This is a genomic window from Algoriphagus marincola DSM 16067, from assembly GCF_000429405.1.
In the GTDB taxonomy this organism is placed as follows: domain Bacteria; phylum Bacteroidota; class Bacteroidia; order Cytophagales; family Cyclobacteriaceae; genus Algoriphagus; species Algoriphagus marincola.
This window is the reverse complement of sequence record NZ_AUBU01000006.1, coordinates 169,685-195,691: the sequence shown is the minus strand read 5'-3', so window position 1 is coordinate 195,691 and position 26,007 is coordinate 169,685. Positions and strand designations below refer to the sequence as shown.

The 26,007-nt window shown below is 43.6% G+C and carries 19 protein-coding genes; 4 read left to right on the top strand and 15 right to left on the bottom strand.

Annotated features, from left to right (window positions below):
- Positions 1–56: 56 nt before the first annotated feature.
- Positions 57–1,136, top strand: a complete 1,080-nt coding sequence (locus tag G457_RS21290) for a phosphotransferase enzyme family protein (RefSeq protein WP_035483564.1) — start codon at positions 57–59, stop codon at positions 1,134–1,136.
- Positions 1,137–1,209: 73 nt separating this feature from the next.
- On the top strand, positions 1,210–3,300 hold the full coding sequence (recG, locus tag G457_RS0109245; RefSeq protein ID WP_026946225.1) for an ATP-dependent DNA helicase RecG: 2,091 nt from the start codon (positions 1,210–1,212) through the stop codon (positions 3,298–3,300).
- A 913-nt stretch (positions 3,301–4,213) separates the two neighbouring features.
- Here the strand turns inward: recG and G457_RS0109235 are convergent.
- The 10 genes from G457_RS0109235 to G457_RS0109190 form a co-directional block, all read right to left on the bottom strand.
- A complete protein-coding gene (locus G457_RS0109235) occupies positions 4,214–5,338 on the bottom strand; it encodes a glycosyltransferase (protein ID WP_026946224.1) in 1,125 nt (374 codons plus the stop codon).
- Entirely contained in the window at positions 5,314–6,474 is a 1,161-nt protein-coding gene (locus G457_RS21285; RefSeq protein ID WP_035483562.1) for a glycosyltransferase family 4 protein, read from the bottom strand. Before G457_RS21285 ends, G457_RS0109235 begins: the two co-directional genes overlap by 25 nt.
- Positions 6,467–7,357: a class I SAM-dependent methyltransferase gene (locus tag G457_RS0109225; protein ID WP_026946223.1), complete on the bottom strand. Its 891-nt coding sequence runs from the start codon at positions 7,355–7,357 to the stop codon at positions 6,467–6,469. Before G457_RS0109225 ends, G457_RS21285 begins: the two co-directional genes overlap by 8 nt.
- 3 nt (positions 7,358–7,360) lie before the next feature.
- A complete protein-coding gene (locus G457_RS0109220) occupies positions 7,361–8,485 on the bottom strand; it encodes a glycosyltransferase family 4 protein (RefSeq protein WP_026946222.1) in 1,125 nt (374 codons plus the stop codon).
- Positions 8,482–9,888, bottom strand: a complete 1,407-nt coding sequence (locus G457_RS0109215) for an O-antigen ligase family protein (RefSeq protein WP_026946221.1) — start codon at positions 9,886–9,888, stop codon at positions 8,482–8,484. The genes G457_RS0109220 and G457_RS0109215 overlap by 4 nt, the downstream gene beginning before the upstream one ends.
- Entirely contained in the window at positions 9,879–10,802 is a 924-nt protein-coding gene (locus tag G457_RS0109210) for a glycosyltransferase family 2 protein (protein WP_026946220.1), read from the bottom strand. Before G457_RS0109210 ends, G457_RS0109215 begins: the two co-directional genes overlap by 10 nt.
- Positions 10,786–12,075 carry an oligosaccharide flippase family protein gene (locus G457_RS0109205; protein WP_026946219.1) on the bottom strand — a complete coding sequence of 430 codons (1,290 nt, stop codon included), beginning with the start codon at positions 12,073–12,075 and terminating at the stop codon, positions 10,786–10,788. Before G457_RS0109205 ends, G457_RS0109210 begins: the two co-directional genes overlap by 17 nt.
- A gap of 12 nt (positions 12,076–12,087) precedes the next feature.
- The gene (locus tag G457_RS0109200) at positions 12,088–13,155 is read right to left on the bottom strand and encodes a GumC domain-containing protein (protein WP_026946218.1); all 1,068 of its coding nucleotides are present in this window, start codon (positions 13,153–13,155) and stop codon (positions 12,088–12,090) included.
- On the bottom strand, positions 13,152–15,746 hold the full coding sequence (locus G457_RS0109195) for an SLBB domain-containing protein (RefSeq protein ID WP_026946217.1): 2,595 nt from the start codon (positions 15,744–15,746) through the stop codon (positions 13,152–13,154). The genes G457_RS0109200 and G457_RS0109195 overlap by 4 nt, the downstream gene beginning before the upstream one ends.
- Before the next feature lie 115 nt (positions 15,747–15,861).
- Entirely contained in the window at positions 15,862–16,866 is a 1,005-nt protein-coding gene (locus tag G457_RS0109190; RefSeq protein WP_026946216.1) for a radical SAM/SPASM domain-containing protein, read from the bottom strand.
- Positions 16,867–16,980: 114 nt separating this feature from the next.
- Between G457_RS0109190 and gldB the strand changes: the two genes are divergently transcribed.
- A complete protein-coding gene (gene gldB / locus G457_RS0109185) occupies positions 16,981–17,985 on the top strand; it encodes a gliding motility lipoprotein GldB (RefSeq protein ID WP_035483559.1) in 1,005 nt (334 codons plus the stop codon).
- Here the strand turns inward: gldB and G457_RS21280 are convergent.
- From G457_RS21280 to nth, 3 genes are read right to left on the bottom strand one after another with little or no spacing between them, the layout of a single operon-like run.
- Entirely contained in the window at positions 17,948–19,171 is a 1,224-nt protein-coding gene (locus tag G457_RS21280) for a glycosyltransferase family 4 protein (protein ID WP_035483616.1), read from the bottom strand. The genes gldB and G457_RS21280 overlap by 38 nt on opposite strands.
- Positions 19,168–20,943 (bottom strand): asparagine synthase (glutamine-hydrolyzing), encoded by a 1,776-nt coding sequence (gene asnB, locus G457_RS0109175; protein ID WP_026946214.1) that lies wholly within the window; start codon positions 20,941–20,943, stop codon positions 19,168–19,170. The genes G457_RS21280 and asnB overlap by 4 nt, the downstream gene beginning before the upstream one ends.
- Positions 20,944–21,615, bottom strand: a complete 672-nt coding sequence (gene nth / locus G457_RS0109170) for an endonuclease III (protein ID WP_026946213.1) — start codon at positions 21,613–21,615, stop codon at positions 20,944–20,946.
- A gap of 100 nt (positions 21,616–21,715) precedes the next feature.
- Here nth and G457_RS0109165 point away from each other — a divergent pair, with 100 nt between their 5' ends.
- Complete coding sequence (locus G457_RS0109165; RefSeq protein ID WP_026946212.1) at positions 21,716–22,840, top strand: DmpA family aminopeptidase; 1,125 nt, start codon at positions 21,716–21,718, stop codon at positions 22,838–22,840.
- Between the two features lie 54 nt (positions 22,841–22,894).
- Here the strand turns inward: G457_RS0109165 and G457_RS0109160 are convergent, their stop codons facing one another.
- Both G457_RS0109160 and G457_RS0109155 read right to left on the bottom strand, forming a co-directional pair.
- Positions 22,895–24,688, bottom strand: coding sequence for an acyl-CoA dehydrogenase family protein (locus G457_RS0109160; RefSeq protein WP_026946211.1), 1,794 nt, complete (start codon positions 24,686–24,688; stop codon positions 22,895–22,897).
- Positions 24,689–24,792: 104 nt separating this feature from the next.
- A complete protein-coding gene (locus G457_RS0109155; protein ID WP_026946210.1) occupies positions 24,793–25,968 on the bottom strand; it encodes a thiolase family protein in 1,176 nt (391 codons plus the stop codon).
- Positions 25,969–26,007: the final 39 nt, after the last annotated feature.

Sequence of the window (26,007 nt, the reverse complement as noted above, 5' to 3'; positions counted from 1 at the left end):
AAATAGGTAAGAAAAAGTGGCTTTCTCCAGAAGCTAAAATCTGCCTACTTTTGGCTATGAACTTAGAGAAACTAAGCCCGGTCTTAAGACAATTTGAATTTTTTGAAGATCTAGATGCATGTCAAGTCATGCCTCTGGGGGCAGGGCTTATTCATGAAACATTTTTGATAGAAAGTCCAAATGGCAAATACGTCCTGCAAGGCTTCAATCAGGATGTTTTCCAATATCCAGACCGAATTGCCTTCAACCTAAAGCAGCTATTTATAAATCAAATTGCAGATAAACTGCCCTTTGAATTACCGCTTCCACTCTTAAATAAAAGCGGAAAACAATTAAGTACAGTCGATGGGAAGAATTGGCGAGTATTCCCTTTTGTACAAGGCAAGACATTGGAGCATATTTCTTCTAAGGATCAAGCACGAATTGCTGCAACCGCTTTTGCTGAGTTTTCTAAGGCAGGCGCAGACTTGAAGGTTGACATATTGAAAGAAACCATTCCCAATTTTCATCGTCTCGATCTACGCTTTGAACGTTTTTTTGCGATCGCTTCTGGAATTAAGCGAAAACTTGACTCCGAAGAGGAAAGCCTACTGAGGTTTTACCTAAATCAAAAACCGCTAATTGAATCCTATAAGGAAACCATTCAAAGGCTTCCCCAACGACTTACCCACAATGATACCAAAATCAATAATCTCATTTTTTCGGAAAATCTGGAACAGGTAAAAGCTCTCATCGATTTGGATACCGTAATGGCTGGATACTTACTTTATGATTTTGGCGATCTGGTACGGACTGTGGCCTGTTCTCGAACAGAGGTAAGCACTGATTGGGAAAATTTGCTTCTGGACGAATCGGTTTTTGAAGCATTGATGGAGGGTTACTTGTCGGGGTTGGGAAATTTGGTTGAGAAAGAGGAAAAAGAATCGCTACTGCTGGGAGGAGAGGTGATGACTTGCATGATGGGGCTTCGCTTTTTCACCGATCACCTACAGGGAAATATCTACTATCGGGTCAACTATCCCGAGCAAAACCTTCATCGGGCAAAAAATCAATCCATTTTATTACGAGATCTTCAAGCGAAGCGGGAGCTTTTGAAAAAACTCTGGATTAAGGCTGCGAAACATTCCTCTCTTTAAGACAAATACTGACAAAACTTGCAATTAATTTCCATGCGGGGCTAAATTGCCTAGCCGCAAAAAATATTCATCATTGTCCCGTTTTTTTGATACCAAAATAGAGTTTCTCAAAGGAGTTGGCCCACAAAAGGCCGCTCTGCTCAATCAAGAGTTGGGAATATTCACCTATGGGGATTTAGTGCAGCACTATCCTTTCCGCTACGAGGATAGAAGCAAGTTTTTCAAAATCCGAGACCTGCATCAGGACTTAGAGAATGTCCAGATTATCGCTAAAGTCATGCGAGTGGAACTCGTGGGAACAGGGAAAAGGCGGCTTGTAGCGCATGTAGAAGACGAAACCGGCGAGATGGAAATGACCTGGTTTAAGGGAATCCAATGGATTCAGAAAAAACTTCCACCCGGTGCAGTTTATATTTTCTTTGGAAAGCCTGCACAGTTTGGTCGAAAATGGAGTATAGCCCATCCGGAAATGGAGCCTTTGAGCCAATCAGCTGAGAAGCGAAACAGTTTTCAGCCTGTCTATTCCACTACCGAGAAGTTGCGCGCTCGATTCTTGGATTCCCGTGGCATCTCCAAAATCATGGAGCAGTTGATCCAAGTTTGTCTACCGCACATTCAGGAAACGCTGCCACAGAACCTTCTCCAGCAATTCCAATTGATTGGTAAACAAGATGCGGTCCGGGAAATTCACTTTCCCACAGACCCTGCCCGACTGCAACGAGCGAGAAAAAGACTGAAATTTGAAGAGTTCTTTTTCCTTCAGCTCCGCCTGCTCAAGATGAAAGTGACCCGAACGGAAAAGTATCGTGGTCAGCTTTTGGAAAACACCGAATTACTGAAGGATTTCTACGAAAACCACATTCCATTTGAACTCACCGGTGCACAGAAAAGAGTAATTCGCGAAGCTTATCAGGACATGAAGTCAGGCAAGCAAATGAATCGCTTGATTCAAGGCGATGTTGGGAGCGGTAAAACAATGGTAGCCTTTATCTGCATGCTGATTGCGATCAGCTCGGGCTCTCAGGCCTGTTTGATGGCTCCTACGGAGATTTTGGCCAATCAGCACTTCGAAGGGCTCAAAGAATATGCGGATATGATGGGAATCTCGATTGCCCTACTCACTGGCTCAGTAAAAAAATCCGCTCGAAAAGGAATTCACGAAGGCTTGGAATCTGGAGAGCTCAAAATCTTGATCGGTACGCATGCGCTTTTGGAAGATGTGGTACAGTTTCAGAATTTGGGCTTGGCCATTGTCGATGAGCAGCATCGCTTTGGTGTTGCGCAGCGGGCCAAACTTTGGGCTAAGAATGAAAATTTCTATCCTCATGTCCTAGTCATGACGGCCACACCCATCCCCAGAACTTTGGCCATGACGCTTTACGGAGACTTGGACGTATCTATCATCGATGAGCTGCCCGCTGGCCGAAAGCCTATCCAAACCGTCCATCGCTATGACAAAGACCGGTTGAAAGTCTTTGGTTTTATCAATCAAGAAGTCCAAAAAGGACGGCAAGTTTACATCGTCTATCCCCTGATCGAGGAGTCTGAAAAACTCAACCTTAAAAACCTGATGGATGGATATGAAAGTATTGCCCGAGCATTTCCTCAATATCCCTTGAGCATTGTCCACGGAGCGATGAAAGCTGATGCAAAAGACTATGAAATGCAACGCTTTGTAAAAGGAGAAACCAAAATCATGGTAGCTACCACAGTCATCGAAGTTGGGGTCAACGTGCCTAATGCCTCCGTCATGGTCATCGAAAATGCGGAACGATTTGGCCTATCACAACTCCATCAGCTGCGAGGTCGGGTAGGAAGAGGTGCAGAGCAAAGTTATTGCATCCTAATGAGCAAATATGAACTGAGCAAGGACTCCAGGGTACGGTTAGAGACGATGGTGAGAACCAATGATGGTTTTGAAATTGCCGATGTGGACTTGAAACTACGCGGTCCCGGAGATCTGATGGGCACTCAACAAAGCGGGATCACGGATTTGTTGATTGCTGACCTAAGTAAGGATGCGCCCATTTTGACTTTGGCCAGAGATGCAGCACAACAGGTTTTGGCAAATGACCCCAATCTTTCCCAACCTGAAAATGCTCCTATCCTTAGACAGGTACGACAACAGAAAAAATCGGCGGTCAATTGGAGTCGGATTTCCTGAGAATTGGAAAATTTCAGAATTGGAAGATTACTTCAATTGGCCTTTATAGCTAGAAATGTATTGTAGCATTGGCTTAGAGCAATTACTAATTCTTTTCTATATGGCTATGTGGTCCCTCTTTTTTTTAACCACATAGAAACATAGTACGCATAGCACAAGACCAATAATTCAAAGGGTCTCGCACAGATTTCCACAGATTAGCTGCGCTGATACTCGCTGATTTTTTGACCAAAAAAATGGCTCCAGAATCTGAATCCGCTAAAATTAGTGGATTATTCTGCGATGATCAGCGGGATGGAAAAGACAAAAAATAGCCTTCCCTATAACCCTATGTGGTTCATCTCTTTTAAACCACATAGAGGCATAGTACCCATAGCAATCTGAAGACTGAATTTTCTGTTAGTCAAACGCGAGTGGGGACACTCACATCGGCGCATTTATCGTTCTTTTCTATATGGCTATGTGGTCCCTCTTTTTTTTAACCACATAGAAACATAGTATGCATAGCAGAAGACCAATAATTCAAAGGATCTCCCGCAGATTTCCACAGATTAGCTGCGCTGATGCTCGCTGATTTTTTGACCAAAAAAAATGGGTCCAGAATCTGAATCCGCGAAAATCAGCGGATTTTTCTGCGATGATCAGCGGGATGGAAAAACAAAAATAGCCTTCCCTATAATCCTATGTGATTCCACTTTTTTAAACCACATAGAAACTTAGTACGAATAGCAATCTGGAGACTGAACCTTCTGTTGGTCAGACGTGAGTGAGGACACTCACATTGGCGCAGAATAAGATTGATACTAAATCAGTAAATCGAACTTAAAGTGGTCCGTCACTGCGAGCGAAGCGTGGCAGTCTATTCTATTGCAAACAAAAAGCTCACTCGCTCTCCCTTCCTCCGTGGTAAAAATTATTTCTTGGCCAGGCCACGAAACACCTCCAAATACTGCTCTGTGACATGATCCCAATTGTACTTTTGAGTCAATCCCGACCTAGCTGTTTTTCGAAGCATCTCCATTTCTTCCGGTTCTGATTCGGCTTTTTCCACGGTTTCTTTTACTGATTCGGCCTTTTTCTCAAAATACCAGCCATGCTTCCCATTCTGTAGCATTTCCTGATTGAAAGGCGTGTCCAAAGCCAAAATCGCACAGCCATAACCCAAAGCCTTCAGCATCGCTGGGTTGGTGCCCCCATATTCATGCCCATGGAAATACACATAGCAGTGTGAATATAGCGCTGCCAACTCATTGGGGTCGGTGACATAACCTGTAAAAAGTAAGCGCGAATCCTGAATATTTTTCAGACGATTGGCCCAAGCATCGGCAAAAGGCACATCGCCCACAATGACAAGTTTCCGCTTAGAATTCGACTTCAAAAAACCTTCAATAATCAAGTCCGCATTGTTATCCGGCACCAGCCTTCCTACGATCAAAAAATAGTCTCGGCTTTCTAAATTCCACTTTTCCAATGGCTCGGAACCTACGCTTTCTCTAGGGTTTGCGCCATAGGCGATGACTTTGGAGTCCTTTTGAAAAAGCTCCAAATATACTCTGCGCATTTCATCTGAGTCATTGATAATCTGATCGAAAAATTTGGTAGCCATCTTGGAAGCCCAATAAAAATATTTAGCACCTAAGCCTTTCCACTTCGGTCTTAGCCATTCCAAACCATCTACATTAATGGCGGTAGGCTTGCGGAAAATTCTTGAAATAATTCCAAACGGACCATTCCCCGAATTCACTACAAAAATCACATCCACATCCGAAAAGCAGGCATGGAGCATAGAAAAGAAAGTATGCGTCAACTGCGTCAAACTTTTGGACTCGATCGCAGGCGTATAAATACATTCGATCCCATTGACGAAACGGGGTCTTTCTTTAAAAAGTGCCCGGTGATTATAGACTCGTACATGCACTCCTTTGGCTACCAATCGCTCTCCGAGTTCTTTGATCATCGTATCATAGCCACCATATACGTATGGATAGCCTTTTGCGCCCATGATAGCAACTTTCAGTTTTTTCTCAGGTGCTGCCATAGGTGATTTTTGATATTTACTTCGAAAGCTTCCAGGCTAAATTCCTTTAAGACTCGAGCTCTTCCAGCTTGGCCCATCTCTATTCTGAGTTTCTTATCTCTGATCAATTGGCCCAAAGCTTTTGCTCCAGCTTCCACCTCAGCAATCGGAATAAGAAAACCCGTTTCACCTTCTACGACCATTTCTGAGGCACCACCTGATCGAGTAGCTACCACGGGTTTGGATGCAGCCATTGCCTCCAAAATAACCGTGGGAAAAGAATCTGGCAAAACCGAAGGAAGCACAAAAATATCCAGGGAATCCATCAGCTCAGGGATGTCCTTTCGAAAACCCAAATAGCTCACTCTTGTCTCCAAGCTCTTATTTCTAATCTCTTCTTTGATTTCTTCCAAAATCGGTTCATAGCCGGGAAAAGGGTCTCCAACCAAGACGAAATGAAGATTGGAGTGGGATTTAAGCAAGCTTTGAGCTATTTCCAGAAAAAACAGCTGTCCTTTTCCGGGATTGATTCTGCCGACCATTCCAATGAGTAGGGTATCCTGACTCAAACCCAACTCCTTTTTCAAGTTACCATTCGCTTCTAAAAAGTCCCCGTATGGAATTCCATTCGGAATGACTTCAATTTCCGACTTCTTCAACATACCTCCCCAATGATTTCCGACCGACTGAGATACTGCAATCGGAGCAGGGGTGGTCTGATCCAGTAGATTACTCAGCCACTTGACCAAAGGTGCCGGCCCGGGTAAAATTTCGTGAATATGCCAGCAATGGGGGATTTGCTTTCGCTTGGCCCAATAAGCACCTACTACCACAGCCAGGGTGTTGGAGTAGACCAATTCAAATTGGTACTGTCGATAAAGCTTATTGAGGAATTGGTAGGCTTTAAGATTTTTGGAAATTCGGTTGGCTAAGCCAATGGGGTTGACATATTTCCTACGTAAAATGCCCAAATTCTGAATATGATAGGAAATTTTAGACCTCTTCAAATCCTCCTCGATAGGCCCTGAACCCGTTAAAACAACTACAGGTTGGAAGCCTTGATTTTGGTATACCCGAAGAACCTGCAAGATGATTTTTCCAGAGCCATAGTGCTCCGAAGAACTCTGAAGAAAAAGTACATTACGGGTTTTAGTCATGCTTTTCGAAGTAAACTCCCAAAATTCCGGACTTTCCGAAAGGAATCGAAACTACCTCCAAAATCCATGCAAAAGGCAAAACCAAACCCACAATCAGCATCAATCCAATGGTCTTTTTTCGTTTGAGTCGCAAAATCAGATTTTCCCGAAAACCCAAACGCGATAAAAAGGCCTGCAACATCCCCAAGACTCCCAAGTGAATAGAAAAGGAACGTGTAGCAACTTTACGAAAACCCAATTTTTCCACATTTTCGACCAAAATTTCTTCTGTCCAATGCGTCAAATGTTTAGGAATATCCCAGTGCATCCAATTGCCTCCAGCGATTTGTGCCTGCCAGGAATCAGCCCTTGGCACCTCGATGTAAACAAGCTTCTGAGCATTCTGATCCAGCAACTTTTGAAGTAGATCCAGTGGTTCAGGCAAATGCTCCAAAACATGGTTTAGTGTGATTAAGTCGTAGTTTTCTGACCCGATTTTTCCCCCTTGATAAAATTCAGAAATGACCGAGACACCATATTTCTCAGCAGCAAATCTAGCTCGTTCTTGGGCTGTTTCAACTCCCAAACCTTTCCATCCTAAATCTTGAGCAACTTTCAAAAACTGTCCTTTCCCCGACCCAAAATCCAAAAGACTTTTTGCTTGCGGGTAAATTCTTCGTGCCTTTCGTAGCGCTTGTTTGGCCTCTCTGAAAATGATTTTTTCAAAAATCGACTGCCGATTATCCACCACCGCATAAACCTCATCCTCGTATAGCCTTCCCATTTCAATTTCCTCTGGCAAATAAGTCCAGCGGATTCCACAGGAAGCACAGGTATGGACGGAAAGCGGAAGGAGATTGGCAGGAGGAGGAGTTTGACAAAGAGGACAGTGAGTTTGCCGCATGGATTAAGATCCGGATTTCAGAATAATCTGATGAAAAGCTTCTACAAATTTTTGAGGGGAAAAGTCGGCAGAGCGGATTTTCCCTTTTTCGCTGAGACTCTGACAAAGGGCAGAGTCCTGCTCCAAAAGTATCATTTTTTCCAGTAAATCTTGCTGATTTCCGGTTTGGAAAGGAAGTCCAACACCTCCCGCCACTTCCATCAGTGCCTTTTGATCCGAATGGATTACCGGAAGTCCAAAGCCCATCGCCTCAGGAATCGGGATTCCAAATCCTTCATTTTCGGAAGGAAACACATAAGCAAAAGCTCCCTCGTACAGGGATTTGATCTCTCCGTCGCTTAAATAACCAGGAAGTAAAACCTGCTGGGCCAGACCTAATTCCTGAATCAGAGCCTCCACCTTCGGAAAGTCATTCATCTGATCACTTTGCCCGGGACCACCTACCAGAAGCAATTTCTTGTCCGAGCCAGTTTGCTTGACAAAATTTGCAAAAGCCTTGGTCAGCAGCAGCAGCTGTTTGCGCTTATCAAAGGTACCGATATGTAGAAAATAGCCATTCTTCTCTAAGTTTAGCTTTGAAAAAACCCCCATTTCGGAAGGAGATTTGAGGCTTTTTGGGCATTGATAAATAACAGAAATCGGGAAATCATCTCCCAGATTTTCTAATAGCGATTTCTTGGAGTATTCTGTCGTGGTAATGATTTCTGTTTGCTCTTTCAGACCTTTTTTGATCAGACTCAGAAAATACTTTCGCCACCATCGAGGATAGTTTTGCGGCATTTGCCAAAAGAAGGCATCGTGAATGACCGTCAAGCGACGACAGGGCAATGAAGCCGCCGGAGAGACAAAATCCGGACAAATGAGTACATCCGGTTTGTATTTTTTCACCAGATCCGGAAGTTGAAACTCCTTCCAACGGAAATAGTCCAAGTGGTAGTTCAGTCGCTGAATTTTGTTTTGTGGACCTTTGAAACTTTCATCTTTTAATTGCTCATCAGGCTCGTGTGTAAAAATAAACTCAATCTCGGGATGAGGATACTTTCGAAAACCCTTCGCCAATTCCACCATATAGGTTTTGATGCCAGTGCTGGCGACATTGAGGTATTGGAGATCGAAGAGTACTTTCAAAAATCTAGGGGTTTACTCAAAGATAATTGGATTCTCCCATACTCCCTCACACTAAACCCGATCATCCACCAGCTTACCCAAGCTACATAGGTGTACATTTCGGCATTGGCCGTGAATAGGGGTAAAAGCAATCCAACCTTTGTAGCCGCTCCGACGAAGGCAATCCGAGCTTTGGGTGTGGATTCTGTTCCGTAAAAAACCCGCAGACTTAGTACCACCCCAGAAGCTATGATCAAGATATACAATAGCATCCCAATCCAACCCAATTGCACCCCGTAGATCAGAAACTGATTTTCTCCGCCCACTCTCAATTCATCCGTCACACTTCCGGCATTTCCACTCATCGCCAAACCAATTCCCAGCGGATTGGCAATCATGGAATCCAAAGCCAAGAGCCATTCCACCACATGCCCGATGCTGGAGGTATTCTCAAAGGTCAGGGTATCGATTACAAAAAAGTAAAAATCCTCAGAGGCAAAAAAGACCACGTAAATACCAAATGCCACTAAAGCCAAAAAGCCCGCACCGATCAGTTTGTACAAGCGAAAGACCAAAGCAATAAAGAAAATCATGACGAAGAAAGCGCCAAATGCAGCTCTGGAAGCAGAAAAAACCAAGCTTCCGAGTGAACAAGCCATCACCAAAAGATAGAGCCAGTTGTATTCCTTTTTACTGGTCAAAAACCAAATCAATCCTGCTGCAAATCCCATCAATACCGAACTCGCCATCTCCAAAGGATCTGAAAAAAAGCTGGCCAAGCGCTTGGTCACCGCCTGGGTTTCAAAGGTCCAGGTCAATCCAAAATTTCCCGTAGGCTCAATGTCATTGATTGCAAAATTGTAAAGTGCATAACCCGTAAACTGCTGCAAGTGGGCATTGAGCAGGAAATTTTCTACCAGATTGACCAGAAAAGCTCCAATAGCTACAAAAAAGATAATCTTGAAAACACGCTGAATTTCGAAGTCTGAAAAGGAAGTATTTCTCCCCAGAAAATAAACCAAGCCGGGAATCAGCATGCTTTTGAAATAGAGGGCTTTGTTTAGAAATGAAGCTTGTCCTATCGGAAGCAAGAGATAGCCAAAAGCCAAACTCAGGAATGCCAAGAAGAACCAATCGGTGGAATATAAACGAAAGGGATACAGGGCGATTTTCCGATGATACAGGACAAATACCAGCAGCGCTACCAAGACTACCAACTCCTTGAGGATTTGAAATATACTCACCACGGCAGCCGACTGGGTGGCTAGGTACACCACACTTAAGCTGGTAATATAAAAGGGAAGAAATGCGGCAAGAAAGAAAATGGCATAAGTCCATTTACCCTGAAAAATCATCTTTTCCAGTGTCCATAGGAACCCAACTCCTACTGCTATGGCAATCAAAAAGAAGATGATCAAGGCCATTTTGGAGCATATTTAAGTGGAGTAAATAGCCCGTCTTTGATTCCTTTTGCCACGGCCTTTAGTTTTCGAAAACGGCCTCTCAGCAGGAAATAAAAGATCCAGAGCTTAAACCTACCCAAATGATAGAGAAAACCTAAGCCAGCTTTTTGACTTCTCAGCAGAAAAAACTGATTCCGCACATGGTAATAAAACACCCTTGCACTCAAGGTTCCTTCAGAGTGTGACTTTTTGGAAGAGCCTCCGGCTTCATGGTAGATTTTTGCTTCAGGCACCAACCCGATTTCAAAGCCCTGATTCCGAATTCTCAGTGACCATTCCACATCTTCGAAATAGGCAAAGTATTGCTCATTGAGTAATCCAGAATGCAAGATGGCCTCACGGGAAAGTAGCATGCAGCAGCCGGTAGTCCAATCAAGTTGGGTAGAAGAAATCCGGTAGGTTTTCAAGGATTTTCGATCTCCCAAGGTCTTTGCACGAGCAAGCCAAGAGACCCACTTTCCTCCTGCGGACCAGATTTTTTCGGGTTCATCCAAAAAACAAATCATCGGCTGCAACAGGCCTAGTTTGGGATTTTTTGAAAAGGCAAGCATCATTTTTCCCAAAAAATCCGGCTCCAGCAGGGTATCATTATTTAGGAGCATGAGGTGAGAAAAACCTATTTCCAAGGCTTTTCGGATGCCCACGTTATTTCCTCCCGCAAAACCCAGATTCTGTTCATTTTCCAGAAGAAGAGTCTTTGGAAACTCCTTTTTCAAGACCTTCCCTTCCGGATTTTGGGAAGCATTATCCACGAGGATAACCTGAAAATCGGAATAATCGACTTTTTCTAAAGATGTTAAACAGGCCCGGGTAAACTCCAGCCCATTCCAATTGACCAAAATAATTGCTACGGATGGATTAGGTGTAAAAGCCACGGACTAGATCTTTTTTATGCCGATAAAGCAGTACAAGACAAATCAAAAATACAATGATTTCTGTGGAGATAATTCCGATACAAAGGCCAAGACCTCCCAAATAGCTGGTTAAAATTGCTGAAACCACGATCATGTACAAGCACATCATCCAGCTAGCCTTAAAGAGCAATTCCTTCAGGTCTGCCACAAGCAATAAGGTCACATTTCCCACATTCAGACAAGCCAAAAAGGGGACTGCAGCCAAGATTTTCAAATAAAGCACAGACTCCGCCAAATCGGAACGGGAAAGGACTCGGATAATCCAAGGTGCCGTGAAATGTGCTCCTGCGGAAATCAGCATACCCGCCAAGAGAACTCTCAAGTAGACATTTTTTAAAAAGCGAAAAAATGCAGGTCTATCTTCTTTGAGCAATTTAGAAGCATTGGGAAAAATGGCCTGAATGATCAAAGCAGGAAATAGTCTCAAAACCATCACCACTCGCTCCGCCAAGCTGTACATGCCCAAGGTCTCAGCAGCAGAGAAGAAGCTCAGAATAATCAGTCCTCCATTAATAGAAATATGACTAGCCAGATTGGAAAAGAAAAGGAGTATGTTCTCCTTGAGGCTTCGGTAAATGGCCGAAAACTCAGGACGATAAAATTTGATTCCCATAAAAGCATGGATATAAAAAAGCAGCATCAGATTAATGGAAAGCCCAAAAAAGCCCAACATAAAATTCACCCATTGACTTTGCTCAGGACTGTGGATAAAGAGCACAATCCCCATCAAAAAAAGCAGCTTGGAGAAAATATTGGCGATGGACACCAGTTTCATTTTTTCCATTCCCTGAAAAAACCAAAGCGGCAAGGTCGCTTCTGAGAATAGGAGCAGAGAGGAAAAAACCAGTATCAATTGATACTCCTGAAAAAGGTTGAGTCCAAAAGCGCCAATCAAAATCAAAAGGGTAGCAATCGCTGCCAACATGGCCTTTCCCGAAAAGACATTAGAAACCAGATGCGAAAGGGCCTCTTTGTTTTGTTGGTTGACAGCAACCTCACGAGGGGCGCTGAGGTTATACCCAAAACCAACCAGAATATTCAGGAGGATGATGACCGATAGCGCCAGGTTTACCAAACCAAACTGATCCACACCAATACTCTGAATCAACAGCGGCATGGAAATAATGGAAATCAGCACATTGGATGATTGGATAATCGCCAGAAACAGGAAGTTCTGAATCGATTTGTTTCGGATAAAATTGCTGAGAGGAAGTAAGGTGAGCTTTTCAAACATGGCAGCTGGGGTTTAGCTTTCCTGCACATGTTTTTGATACAGCCTGCGAAAGTATAAGGCAAATAGTGTCAGTAAACCCACAATGATCGCTCCCAAAACGATTCCTTTCACCAATCGGATTTCTGTTCTTTTCAATGGAAATCTCGGAGAGTCGATAATCTGAATCAAAGGAGAATTGTTGCGGTGATTGACCTTGGCAATTTCTAAGTTTTTGACGATCTCCTGATAGACTGCTGCCGTCGCCTGCACGTCGATTTGTCGCTTACGGCTTTCGACCTGAGCAGAATTGAGCAGGGGGTTCACATTGGGTACCCGATCCGTAGCAGTTGCATATTCTGCGATACTTTCATCCAAAATGGATCGAACAGAATCTGCCTGAGTTTGAAGAATCCGAAGGTTTTCTCCGGTTTTTTTTGTTTTTGTCTCCAGGTAAAAGGTATTGACCTTATCCACCAATGTTTCGTTGAAAATCTTGGCAAATGCCTCGTCTTTCGATGAAATACTAACTTGGATGATACTTAGCTTTCGATCAGGTTTGACCACAGAGAGCTGTCTTTCTCGGATAAGCTTGGAAACTTGCTGCACTACTGAATCCTGCGCTACTGTAAACTGCTGCCGCTCTAAGGAGAAATCCATTCCGGAAATATCAACATTGGAGGCCCACTTTTTGTCCAGTTCCTCGAATTCCACGAATCGATCGATCAAAAGTTTCTCTTGATCAAATGGACTCAACAAAGTCTCTCCGAGCATTCGGTCAGACTTGTACAGCTCCATGATGTTGTCGCCTTGGAAGAGCCCGCTGGTACTTCCCAAAGAACCCAAGTTCACTCCTACCAAAGAAGCCAGTCCAGACATCTGACTGATCCCTCCGGCATCTCCCTCTTCCAAAACAAAAGAGGTTTCTGCATGAAAAACCGGTTTTTTGAAAATTGAAACCAAAGCTCCCAAAACCATCCCGATTAGGCCCGCAGCAATCAAAATTTTCCACTGAGAAATAAAAAAAAGCAACCAATCCCGAAGATTTTGAATGACTTCTTTCAAAGTAAACTGGCTATCCGAAAAGTGCTTGTTATCTGTCATGGCTGGTTCCAGTTGATTTGCGAAATCACCAAGGCCAAAGTAGCCAAGCCGGTAGTTATTCCAACCACATCCCCTAATCGGAGAGGGATTTTCGGTCCTTTAGTCGGCACAATCACTTCAGCTCCCGGCTCCACAGAAGGATAATTTCGGATTCCCAAAAAGCCCTTAGTGCGCTTGACTGCTCCGTTGGCATAGACCACATAAGTCTGCTTACGATTGGCTCTTCGCTCAAAGCCTCCGGCCCCGTTGATGTAATGCTTCAGTCCACGACCCTTTTCATGTCGAAGCGTGGTTGGGTAAACCACATCCCCTCGCATTCGGACGGTCTGAAGAAGCTTGGGAACAGATAGAATATCTCCTTCCTCAAGCAAAAGATCACTTTCAGATCCTGGATTGGATAGAATTGCTTCCAAGTCAATAGCTACAGCTTCGGTTTCCTTGATTTTTACTGCAAAACCCGGAGTTTCGGCAGCTATCTGATCCAGTGATTCCTTCTTGGAATTAGCAATCAAGGTGTCCACCGGGTTTTCTTCTACATTCAAATTCTCGAAAAGCCGCTGTAAAAGTTCTTCCTGCGCTTCTGAGTTATTCGGGTCCTTGAGCAATTGCAATCGGAGGGATTCTAAGTTTCGTTGACGACGGATTTGCTCCGATTCGGTATTGAAAAACTCTGTCCTTCTAATCAAAGTCGCTCCTTTAGCATAAGCAAATTGATTCAAGCCACCTGCTCTATTTACCAAATCTGAAATTCGCTCCACTGAACTTTCGATAGCAAAGATCCCCGGAGAATTGACTTGACCTTCTACAGCCACCAGTTTTTGCATGGTAAATGCAGCTTTTCTCCGGACAATCACCTGATCGAATGGTTCAAGAATGGAAGGATTGGCGCCTTGCGAAAGATCAGCATTTACCTGAATCGGAATAATATCGGACAAGGTGCCCAAATCTGAATCTTCCAATCGCCTGGCAATTTCAATATCACTGGGGTTTGCAGACTCCTGAAATCCACCTGCCTGAATCAATAAGTCTTCTACGGTCATGGACTCAGAAAAGGGATAAACTCCAGGACGCATCACTTCCCCAAGAACCTGTACGTAGCGCTCATTTTGAATATCGTAAACACTGGAGATCCGCACGACATCTTCCCGCTGTAAAGGAATATCCCGAGCGGTTCCATTTAGAATTTGTTCCAAATTCACTTGAATCATTTGGGTGCTCAGATCGCTTTTTGTCCTCAAAATGCTGGCTTGCTTCAGATAAGCATCTCCACGAAGACCTTCAGCATTTTCAATCAACTTTGAAAGAGTCAAATCTTCACTCAGAGCAAAAGTACCTTCACGATAGACCGCACCTTTGATTTGCACCCGATTACTATAGCGATCCAGTACTTTTCCTACAGTCAGTTGATCTCCGCCTTTGAGGATAAACATCCCAAATTGATTTTTGTACACATCAGATACAGAGCGTTGATTGTCAGAAATACGCGAAATGGCTAGACGATCACGGAAAGCCAAATCCGTAAAACCCCCAGCATAATTCAGCAATTCTTCCACGGTATCTCCATCTTTGATTTCAAATATCATGGGACGCTTGACTTCTCCTTCGATTTCCACTCTTGCCAGATAAGGGGAAACCAAAACCACATCCTGATCCTGAAGCTGTAAATCAAGGTTGGCGGTGCCATTGATCAGCAAATCATAAATATCGATTTCGGCAACGGGCTTGGAATCACGCATCACTTTGATTTGACGCATACTTCCGTTTTCATTGGGTCCGCCTGCGGCGTAAAGGGCATTGAATACGGTGGAAAAAGCGCTTAAAGTGAATGTGCCAGGAAGCCGAACTTCTCCCAAAATATGCACTTTAATGGTGCGTACATTTCCTAGAGTCACCTGCAAAAAGGTATTCGGGTTTGCTCCCAGCATGCCGGGATAAAAGCGCGCCACTCGATTTTTGATAATTCCCGTGGCTTCACGAATACTTTTACCTGAGACTGAAACCGGACCAATATTATCCAAAAGCACAAAACCATCAGGGTTGACGGTCGCTTCGTAATACTGCTCAGATTGCCCGTAGATATCCACATAAAGCATATCTCCAGGTCCCAAAATATAATTTGACGGGGTAGCCTGATTCAAACTAGGCTCAAAACTGAGTCGACGGTTTTTCTGATAAAAAAGTGAGCTTCCAAAGATTCTGGAACCTTCAGAGTCGTCCAGTTCAGATTGAGGTTCGTAGAGGCCTTTGGTAATTTCATTCAAATCTACCTGCTGACGTGGATTACGGCGGGAGACATTGGCCTGTCTACTCGATGAGCTGCCCACCATATCAAGATCCTGGAGACGCTTCCTTAGCTTTTCTACTTCCAAAGCGGGCATGCCTCGCATTTCTGCCATTTGAAGAAACTCCATAGTCCCGAGACCAGCCTCGTTCGCCCTGCGAAGTAATTCCTGCAATTGATCGTCAGAAAGTTCGTCTACTTTGATGCTGGTGATATCGGTAGTCTGTTGCGCCTGAATCTGTGCAGGAACTGCAATCAGCAGGGAAATCAACAGCAGGAAAAAATGAGTGATTCGTAAAGTTATCTTCATGTGAAAACGCCGACACGGGTGAGATTCAAGCAAATATGCGGTTTAAAAATCCATCAATTTCTACTTTAAACCAAAAATAGTTCCAAAAAGCTGTTTTTTGAGCAGGTACTAGCCCTTACTCCGTGCAGTTTTTACAGATTTCTATTTGAGTTCGGTCCTGAAGAAGTTGGCTTCTAAAGGATTGGTAAGGAGCTGAATGCCAGATTTCTTCGAGCTTTTTTTCCTGAAAGCTCCCCATCACATGCGCTGCATCCTTATCAAAACAACAGGGCACGACTTTTCCATCCCAAGTGACCACGGCTCCCTGCCACATTCGCCAGCATTTATTTTCGATCTTTTTCTTGAGCTTCCATTTCCCCTTGCCATCCGGGATATATCTGGAATAGCCCAAATCGGAAGGAATCAGCTCAGAACCATTTTCGAAGTCATAGATTTGAGTGGTCTTGAGTTGAAGCTCATCGACACCAACTTCCTTTGCCCAGCTTTTCAATTCCGGTATCTGATGCTCATTCTGACCAGTCACCAGAAATTGGAGAACCACTCGGGGAAATTTTTTCCCTGCTTCTTTTCGCTTTTTGAGCAATAATCTCAATCCCTGATCAACTTTAGAAAGCACACCACCTATCCGATACTTTTCATAAACCTCCTGTGAAATACCATCCATCGAAACGATGAGTTGTCTCAGGCCGGAATTAATCACAGCATCCACGCGAGCTTCGTCTAAGTAATGAGCATTGGTAGAAGTGGAAGTAAATACACCTTGTGTGTGCGCATACGAGACCATTTCTAAAAAGCGGGGATTCAGAAATGGCTCACCCTGAAAGTAGAGATGCAGCCAAGAAAGATGTGATTTTGACTCATTGATGACTTTTTCGAAAAGCTCAGGCTGAAGCATACCGGTAGGGCGTGTAAAGGAACGCAAACCCGAAGGACATTCTGGACAGCGGAGATTGCAGCTTGTCGTTGGTTCGATGCTTAGGGATGTGGGCATGCCCCAAATGATGGGTTTTTTTAGAAAGCGACTGAGTTGAAAGGAAGACCCTAGTAGAAAAATATTCCAAAGCTTTCGTAAAGAAAGAAGTCTCAGATAAGCAAAACTGGTTAAGAATTTATTTTCCACAAGCTGAAATTACAGCAAAGCCTCCATATCCACTAAAGTCCACAAGGAAAAGTCAAGCTTTGCGTTCTAATCTAACGGTTTGAATTCTGTAATTTTGATCCAAAACCCTACGAAATGAAAAACATAGGAGCCCTAGCGGTCATCTTAGCAATTATTTTTTTTCAGTCCTGCGGACAAAAAGAAGATTCCTGCTCCCTCGATTCAGAGATTTTGGACCAAGATCTTGATTTAGAAATTCTACGATTGGAAAAGGAGTTTTTCGAGGCTAAAAGTGCAGGTGACTTTGAATTCCTTCTTGAAAAGTATCCTGAATTCACCAAAAACTACCTTCAGGCAGACTTATATCAATCCATGGATTCATTGGTAGCTGACTTGGTTCAGATCCATCAGGATTCAGCCATGCGTGTCTTGAATGATTCTGTACAGGTAGAGTTTGCAGACTTTTCTGAGGTAAAAAAGGACTTGGAAAATGCCTTGAAAGCCATCAAGTATTATTTTCCAGAATTTAAAGTACCGAAGGTTTACACTTTCGTCTCGGGCTTTAATTCAGATTTGGTCGTCACTGAAGACCTAATCGTGATTGGCTTGGATTATTTTCTGCCGGCTAGTCATAGTTTTCAGCCTGACTTGCCCCGCTACATGGCAGAGCGCTACGAGAAAGACTATATCGTTCCCATGATTGTGACGGCGATATCTTCACAATTCAACAGGACAGACCCAAATGATAATACGCTCCTAGCCGAAATGATCTACTACGGAAAGGCTTATCACTTCACTAAAGCTATTCTTCCCTGTACTTCAGATCAGTTTATTATCGGGTATACTCCAGAACAGATTTCTGAGTCCTTTGCCAATGAAGAATTCATCTGGGCTCATTTTGTAGAAAATGAATTACTCTATGAGACCAATCCCTTCGAAATCCGAAAATACATGGGTGAAGCCCCATTTACAGATGCGATCAGTACGGTAGCGCCGGGACGATTGGGGAGATGGCTGGGTTGGAATATCGTGGATGATTATGTCTTCAATCAGGAAGTTTCGCTACCTATGCTGATGGCCAATCCGGATGCTGAGCAGATATTTAGGCAGTCAGGATATAGACCTCGTCCTCCTGCATAGGCGGATTTTTATCGGGATCGATGACCGATAAGAGTTTTTTGATGGCTCTTTCTTTCGTAAAGAATCGCTCAGCCAATTGTCGGCTGTTCGCTTGCATCTTTTGTAAGCGAATGGGCTGATTTTCCAGCTTTTCGAGCTCCTCAAAACATTTGCTCATTTTCCCCGGCAAGCAACTCAGTCCAAGATTATGCTGCTTGACTAATTGATAAACCCAACCTTTGTGATTAACAATGATGGCTTTTCCTGCTGCAAGTGCATCAAAAAACTTATTCGGACTGTTGGTTTTCAGCACAGGAAGATGGGCAAAAGAAATCCAGGCAAAATCAGCCAAAGACAACAGTTCGTTTACTTTTTCCTTGGGTCCAAATGGAACGAAGTGAACATTCTCCAACTTTTTGGCTTTGGCAGAATCAATCATCTGCTGTCGATGACTTCCTTCGCCCATGATTAAAAATTGCCATTTTTTATCTTGCTGCCTAGCCATTTCCGCCAAGTCCAGCATTTCTTCGACTCCATTTACCTGACCCAGAGCTCCGGTGTAAGCAATGGTCAATTCAGGCTTCAAATTCCAACGTTCAAGCCTCTTCTCTGATTTTTTTTGAGGGAAAAATCGCTCCAAATCAGAAAAGTTGGGAATGATTTGAATTTTGTTTTTCGAGCTTACATTTCTCAGGTGCTCTGCTATTCCCGGGGAAAGTGCGACCAAAGAAAGCGCTTGCTCATAGATGTTTTTTTCCAAGCTTTTCAAAGCTTGAATTAGCCAGGGGTTTTTGATCGCTCCAACCTGAATGGGTGCCTCCGGCCAAATGTCCCGAACCTCAAATATGTAAGGAATGGCTAATTTCTTTTTTGCCCAAAGCCCAATCAAACCAGTCGTCAATGGGGTAGAAGTCACATACAAAAGATCCGCTCTACCCAACTTTGGAATCAAATTTTTAGCTTTTCTGACAAATGCTAAAAAAGCCCAAACCCGCTTCAGAAATCCAAATTTCTGGTCGTATTCCACCGGCAAATAATGGACTTTGACCCCATCTATCCAGCGCTGATCGTAACTTTTGATATTTCCTCCGGTGATCACTTCTACTTGCATCCCTGCGTCCGCTAGTCCTTTGGCTAAGTGGTAGGAGCGAACAGCCCCTCCTTCTTCCGGCGCTCTGAAATATTGGTGTATGTAGAAGATTCTCATGGCTTTTGCAATTTCAGCCATTCTGCCAAAAGAAAGAAATTGTAAATCGAGAGAAAATGAGATTTCACATAACTTTCCGGCTGCTGACATAAGGCCAAGGTAGCTGGGGGTAGCTCCTTTTGATAGGTTTTGGAGAAATTTTTTACAGTAGAAAATACCCAATTTGAGAAATCATCTTTTCGACTAAACCATTCCAGCAATGGAAGTCCAAAGCCAAGCTTTTTTCGATCCGCAACCCATTCTAATTCACGTTCGCGCAAACTTTGACGAATCCATTTTTTACCAAGCAGGTCCTCTTCTTTTTGTACTTGTTTCCAAAACTGGATCAAGTTAGGGTCCAAATAAGGAGAGCGCCCTTCAATACCATGTGCCATCAAGGCATTGTCCTGAATCTTCAACACATCCTGAACCAAATAAACTTGCCGATCAAAGTCCAAGGCTTGCTTTAGGGTAGAAAGATTCGATTTGAAGATTCGCTCATAATCCATAAAAAGGTCCTGAGGAGGGTTTTCCAGCGCAGAAAAATTCCAAAAGGTTCGCAATGGGTCTTTTTGGATGCCTTCAAAGGTTTTCTTCCAGCTTCTACCAAAAGGCATTTTAGCTAAAAACGATGCTATCGATAGCGCCAAATCTTTGTTGTTTAGATAACTTTGAAATGCCTGATGCCGACGATAGCCTCCCCAAAGCTCATCTGCCCCAGCTCCAGAGACTAGCACTTTCACTGATTTCTTGGCTTCTTTTCCAATGAGCCAAGTCAAAAAGCTTGCAGAGTCACCTACCGGATAGTCAAGGTTTGTCAGGTATTCCTGCCAATTTTCTTTAAAAATTTGCTGGTTGACCGGTACAAAATTCGCCTCGAATGGCAGCTTTTTTCCGAGCTTTTCCACGGCTTTGGCATCGCTGTACTTTCTTTGATATTGTACTTCATGCTGAATGGTAAATGCTGGCAAAGTAACTCCTGTCTCCTCATACCACAGCGAATAAAGCAACGTGCTGTCAGCACCTCCACTGAGTAGCATTCCGATTGGTACATCAGCGTGAAACTGATTCAAAACGGAGTCCCTTAATAGCTCCAAAAATCCAGATTGGCTCGGCTCTTTTTCCTTTGAAACCTTGGTAGAAATATCATCCCATCGAAAAGCTGATTGATCACGAATCAAACTGAATCTACCAGCTTTCCACTCTTTGACTCCCTTGAAAAAAGTCTTTCCGGGTTGGGGTGTACGAAAATAATGGAAGTACTCGACCTCCTTAAAATCAAAGTCTGACTGGATTAATTTGGCAATTCCCCGGGATTCGGAAGACAAAATCAAGCTTTCGGGAGTCTGATGATAATAGAGTGGCTTTTCCCCATTGGGATCTCTGGCGACTAGCACATTTTGGGATGTTAGGTCCACAAAAAATAATGAAAACATTCCCTCGAGCTTCTCCAGGCCAGCGCTTCCAAATATCTTCAACCAGTGCATCAGGACTTCTGTATCAGATTGGGTAAAAAGATCTATACCCATTTTGAGCAAAAGGTTTCTTAAATCCTGGAAATTATAGATTTCACCATTCCAGACTAGCAAGTGATTTCCCTCAGTTGACCAAAAAGGTTGATCTGCTTCAGGACCGGGATGTAAAATTTTGAGTCGATTGACACCAATCCATATTCCCGGCCATGGACTCACCCGAGCATCCTGATCAGGTCCCCTGTGTTGGGCATCCTTCATCAAAGTGCCGATTGATTCTTCATTGGCACCCTTACCCCAGATTAGATGAATTCCACACATTTATTTTTTGGGTTTTTTGCCGGGAACCAAGCCTTGATTTTTTTCAAAATATCTGCAAAAATGAGTGATTTGGCATTCTTCGCATTTCGGCCTTCTAGCCAAACAGGTATATCTACCGTGTAAAATCAACCAGTGATGAGCCTGATGTACAAATTCCTTTGGAATATGACGAACTAGGTGTTTTTCGACTTCCAAGGGAGTTTTTGCAGTCATCGGCACTAGACCCAGACGACGAGAAACGCGGAAGACATGAGTATCAACTGCCATGTTGGGCTGCTGCCAAACCACCGAAGTGATGACATTGGCCGTTTTTCGGCCAACTCCAGGAAGCTTGGTCAATTCAGCTACTGTCTCGGGAACCTCACTATTGAATTCTTCTACGAGCATTTTCCCCAATCCGAGCAAATGCTTGGTTTTGTTGTTTGGGTAGGAAACAGTCTTGATATAGGGAAAAAGCTCATCAAAATTTGAACTCGCCAAATGCTCAGGGGTGGGAAAATCACGAAAAAGAGCAGGCGTCACCATGTTGATTCGCTTATCGGTACACTGAGCCGAAAGCACAACCGCAATCAGGAGTTGAAAAGGGCTTTCATACTGGAGTTCCGTCTCAGCGATCGGCATATTTTGAGAAAAATAATCTATAAAAGCTTGGTAGCGCTCTTTTTTAAGCATTGTTTATTTAATGTTGGATGAAGGGTTTAAGATAGGTAATATTGAAAGAACTTGTCCGTTTTGACGGATTGAAAAATTCAACATCCATATCTCTTTAGCTATGAAGATTCATTCCTTGCATTTGCTCAGTCTGATTTTCCTTGTCTCGCTCGTTTCTGAATCCTACAGTCAGAGTCGTCCTCGAGATTTGGGGATTCCGTTTGGTGTGCTTCCTAGTGGAAAACTCAATGCTATTACCGATGTGGAAGGGTTGAAAGTTGGGCATTTGACAAAAATTGAAGGAGAGTCCATTCGGACAGGAGTGACTGCGATTTTACCCCATGGCGGAAATATTTTTCAGGAAAAAGTACCCGCAGCAATTTATGTGGGAAATGGCTTTGGAAAATTGGCGGGGGTCACTCAGGTGCAGGAACTGGGATTGATCGAAAGTCCGATTATTCTGACGAATACCCTTTCCGTTGCTGCTGGGATTGAAGGGACTGTTCGCTATGTGCTTTCTCAAGATGGAAATGAATCCGTACAATCCGTCAATGCTGTCGTAGGAGAGACGAATGATGGCTTTTTGAATGATATCCGTGGCATGCATATTCGGCCGGAAGAGGTGATTCAAGCCATTCATTCAGCCGAGTCCGGAGCAATCGAGGAAGGAAACGTTGGTGCTGGAACAGGGACGGTTTGTTTTGGCTGGAAAGGCGGAATCGGTACATCTTCCAGAGTCTTGCCCCATTCTCTAGGCGGATATACGGTAGGCGTGTTGGTTCAAAGTAATTTTGGTGGAAACCTTCAAATTGCCGGTATACCAGTAGGAGAGAAGCTGGAAAAATATCCGTTTAGAAGTGCAATCGAAAAAGCAGATGGCAGCTGCATGATTGTAGTGGCCACTGATGCTCCACTTGAATCCAGAAATCTCGAAAGACTAGCCAAAAGAGCCATGATGGGTTTGGCAAAAACTGGTGGGATTGCTTCCAATGGCTCGGGGGATTATGTGATTGCCTTTTCAACTGCAGAAAAAATCAGGTCAAAATACAATGCAGAAAGCGGATCCCTCGAAAATCTTCAAACGATCAGAAATGATGATATGAGTTCCCTTTTTATGGCGGTGATCGAAGCTACTGAAGAAGCCATCATTAATTCACTCTTCGCTGCTGAGAGTATGACCGGGAAAGAAGGAAGGACAGTGGATGCTCTTCCAAAGGAAAAAATCCTAGAATGGATCAAAAAATAAAAAGCCCAAAGTCTATGCGACTTTGAGCTTCTTTATTTCAGAAATAACAGACCTTTAGAAAGGGTATTTCCCCTGCTCAATCATATAGTCTGCTATTTGTCTTCTGAGCTCCTTGGTATTGATCAAGTCGATTTTTGTAAATCGCTTCAATCCCATCAACATTACTTTTTGCTCGTCACCTTTTGCAAAAGAAGCGATTGCCTCCTTAGCAGCAGCATTGATTTTATCCACAGCTTCAGATAGGTAGACCTGAGACATAGCAATCTGATTTTTGCAAGCCTCTTCACCTTGGATTCCTACCAGTTTTTCAGTTCGCAGAATAGCTGATTCGACAGCATAAATTTCAATCATGACATCTGCCAAATTCATCATTACTTCCTGCTCGTCCTCAATTCTATCTTGTAGAGCCATTGCTGCTTTACCGCCTACCATCAAGAAGACTTTTTTGAGCTTCTTGAGTACTTCTTTTTCCGCTGCGAAAAGCTCTGAAGTATCTACTGTTTCAAAAGATGGGACGGCCGTCAACTCATTTGCAACTGCCATTGCTGGTTCGAAAAGGTTGATTTCGCCTTTCATCGCCCGCTTCAGTAGCATTCCAACCATGAGCATACGGTTGATCTCATTCGTTCCTTCATAGATTCGAGCGATACGAGCATCACGATATGCACGCTCCATCGGCGCATCTGCAGAATATCCCATTCCTCCATAGACCTGAACACCTTGATCCACTACGAAGTCAAGTACTTCCGATCCATGTACTTTGGCAATAGCCGCCTCAATAGCAAACTGCTCCAATGCTTTCAACTTTGCATCCGCATCGGACAAACCCTCTGCCTCGAGAGCATCCATTCTATCTTCGATATCCTGACCGGCACGGTAGCAGAGTGATTCAGAAACGTAGGTACGAACAGCCATTTCTGCCAGCATTCGTTTTACAGCTCCGAATGAGTTGATGCTAGTGCCAAATTGCTTTCGCTCGGTGGAATATTTAACAGCCAAACTGGTAACTGTACGAACACCGCCCAAAACACCGGCTCCGAGTTTCACTCGACCAATGTTGAGAATATTTACAGCAATCTTGAATCCATTTTGACGATCAGAAAGCATATTCTCAACTGGAACAGGACAGTCATTGAAGAATACCTGACGAGTAGAAGAACCTTTTATTCCCATCTTCTTTTCTTCCTCGTTCATAGTAATACCTCCAAAGGTCTTTTCTACGATTAATGCTGTCAGGTTTTTATCATCCTCGATTTTGGCAAAAACGATAAAAATATCTGCAAATCCGGCATTGGAAATCCACATCTTCTGCCCATTGATGAGGTAATGCTTTCCATCCTCAGATAGTGTTGCTTTAGTCTTACCACTATTTGCATCAGAACCTGCATCCGGCTCAGTCAGGCAATAGCATGCAGCCCATTCTCCTGTAGCCAGCTTTGGCAGGTATTTCTGCTTTTGCTCCTCGTTTCCGTAGTAAAGAATCGGCAGTGTTCCGATCCCTGTATGGGCTCCATAAGTAGTGGAGAAAGACCCTGCTGCACCGATGATATCTGCGATCAGCATGGAAGTGTTGAAACTCATTCCCAAACCGCCATATTGCTCTGGAACAGATACACCCAAAAGGCCCAATTCGCCAGCTTTCTTGAAAATGGATGGAACGAGATCTGGGTTTTTCATACTGTCAATCTCCTCGATATTTGGTGTGATTTCCGTATCGATAAAATCCTGACAGGCCTGAGCCATCATTTTTTGCTCTTCGCTAAACTGCTCGGGAATAAAGACATCCTGTGCCTCTGTCTCCCGGATGAGGAACTCTCCTCCTTGAATTGATTTTGAAATAGTAGTCATGTTTTAAAGTTTTAGAGATTAGAAATCAGACAATGAGAAGACAAGCTTAAAGCTTAAATATTGAGTCAAAAGATCTCATCCCTAGTGTCTTGGTTCTATAAATGTTATTTAAGCAGTTCAAATATCCCAGCTACTCCCTGTCCTCCTCCGACACAGGCTGTAACCATGCCGTGCTTTTTATTCCTTCTTCGGAGTTCGTTGAAAAGCTGTACCGAAAGCTTCGCTCCTGTGCAACCTAGTGGGTGACCCAGTGCTACTGCTCCTCCATTTACGTTCAAAATATCCTCATTCAGATCGAGTGCTTTCACGACTGCCAAAGCCTGGGCAGCAAAGGCTTCATTCAATTCGATCAAGTCAATGTCATTTAGAGAAAGTCCGGCTTGCTTCAATGCTTTCGGAACAGCTTCTTTCGGACCGATACCCATTATTCGCGGATCTACTCCTGCCACAGAATAGGACATCATTCGGGCCATCGGATCCAGATTAAGCGATTTCATCAATCGCTCAGACATGACAACCACAAAAGCCGCCCCATCTGAAGTCTGGGATGAGTTTCCGGCAGTTACCTGACCACCATTTTTGAAGGCAGGCTTCAAATTGGAAAGCACTTCCATGCTTGTTCCAGCACGTGGACCTTCATCCGTATCTACTATATATTTTCTGGTTTTGCGCTTTCCTTTTTCATCTAGGTAAGTCTCTTCCACTTCGACAGGAACTATTTCATCTTTGAATCTGCCTTCTTGAATAGCTGCTAAAGCACGCTCATGGGATCTTACCGAAAAAGCATCAGCAGCTTCTCGAGTGATATCATAATCTTTTGCTAATTCTTCTGCTGTCAATCCCATACTGAGGTAATAGGAAGGTGTCTCAGAAGCAATTTTCCAGTTGAGGGCTGTTTTATATCCCATCATAGGAACCAATGACATAGACTCTGTACCTCCTGCGATGATACAATCGGCCATCCCAGCTTTGATTTTTCCTACAGCCAATGCGATAGCTTCCAAACCTGATCCACAGTAGCGATTCATAACAAAACCGGGATTATCAATTCCTAGGGCCAAAAGTGAAATCATTCTACCCATTTGCATTCCTTGTTCGGCTTCCGGTATCGCATTTCCGACAATCAGGTCATCAACCATTTTAGCTTCCAGACCCGGTGTATTTGCAACGAGGTGTTTGATGACGTCAGCAGCCAGGTCATCAGGACGGTAAAAACGAAAACCACCTTTTTTGGCCTTGCCTACCGCCGATCTATATCCATTAATTATATATGCATCCATCGTATAATTTTATTTTTTGGTTTATTGATATTGAAGAGT

Bases quoted from the DNA above. Each gene is read 5' to 3' on its own strand.
- G457_RS21290 (WP_035483564.1), top strand. From the start codon at position 57: ATGAACTTAGAGAAACTAAGCCCGGTCTTAAGACAATTTGAATTTTTT.
- G457_RS0109165 (WP_026946212.1), top strand. From the start codon at position 21,716: ATGAAGATTCATTCCTTGCATTTGCTCAGTCTGATTTTCCTTGTCTCG.
- G457_RS0109195 (WP_026946217.1), bottom strand. From the start codon at position 15,746: ATGAAGATAACTTTACGAATCACTCATTTTTTCCTGCTGTTGATTTCC.
- G457_RS0109155 (WP_026946210.1), bottom strand. From the start codon at position 25,968: ATGGATGCATATATAATTAATGGATATAGATCGGCGGTAGGCAAGGCC.
- G457_RS0109160 (WP_026946211.1), bottom strand. From the start codon at position 24,688: ATGACTACTATTTCAAAATCAATTCAAGGAGGAGAGTTCCTCATCCGG.
- G457_RS0109200 (WP_026946218.1), bottom strand. From the start codon at position 13,155: ATGACAGATAACAAGCACTTTTCGGATAGCCAGTTTACTTTGAAAGAA.
- G457_RS0109205 (WP_026946219.1), bottom strand. From the start codon at position 12,075: ATGTTTGAAAAGCTCACCTTACTTCCTCTCAGCAATTTTATCCGAAAC.
- G457_RS0109225 (WP_026946223.1), bottom strand. From the start codon at position 7,357: ATGCGGCAAACTCACTGTCCTCTTTGTCAAACTCCTCCTCCTGCCAAT.
- nth (WP_026946213.1), bottom strand. From the start codon at position 21,615: ATGCTTAAAAAAGAGCGCTACCAAGCTTTTATAGATTATTTTTCTCAA.
- G457_RS0109235 (WP_026946224.1), bottom strand. From the start codon at position 5,338: ATGGCAGCACCTGAGAAAAAACTGAAAGTTGCTATCATGGGCGCAAAA.
- asnB (WP_026946214.1), bottom strand. From the start codon at position 20,943: ATGTGTGGAATTCATCTAATCTGGGGTAAGGGTGCCAATGAAGAATCA.
- G457_RS21280 (WP_035483616.1), bottom strand. From the start codon at position 19,171: ATGAGAATCTTCTACATACACCAATATTTCAGAGCGCCGGAAGAAGGA.
- G457_RS21285 (WP_035483562.1), bottom strand. From the start codon at position 6,474: ATGACTAAAACCCGTAATGTACTTTTTCTTCAGAGTTCTTCGGAGCAC.
- G457_RS0109215 (WP_026946221.1), bottom strand. From the start codon at position 9,888: ATGGCCTTGATCATCTTCTTTTTGATTGCCATAGCAGTAGGAGTTGGG.
- gldB (WP_035483559.1), top strand. From the start codon at position 16,981: ATGAAAAACATAGGAGCCCTAGCGGTCATCTTAGCAATTATTTTTTTT.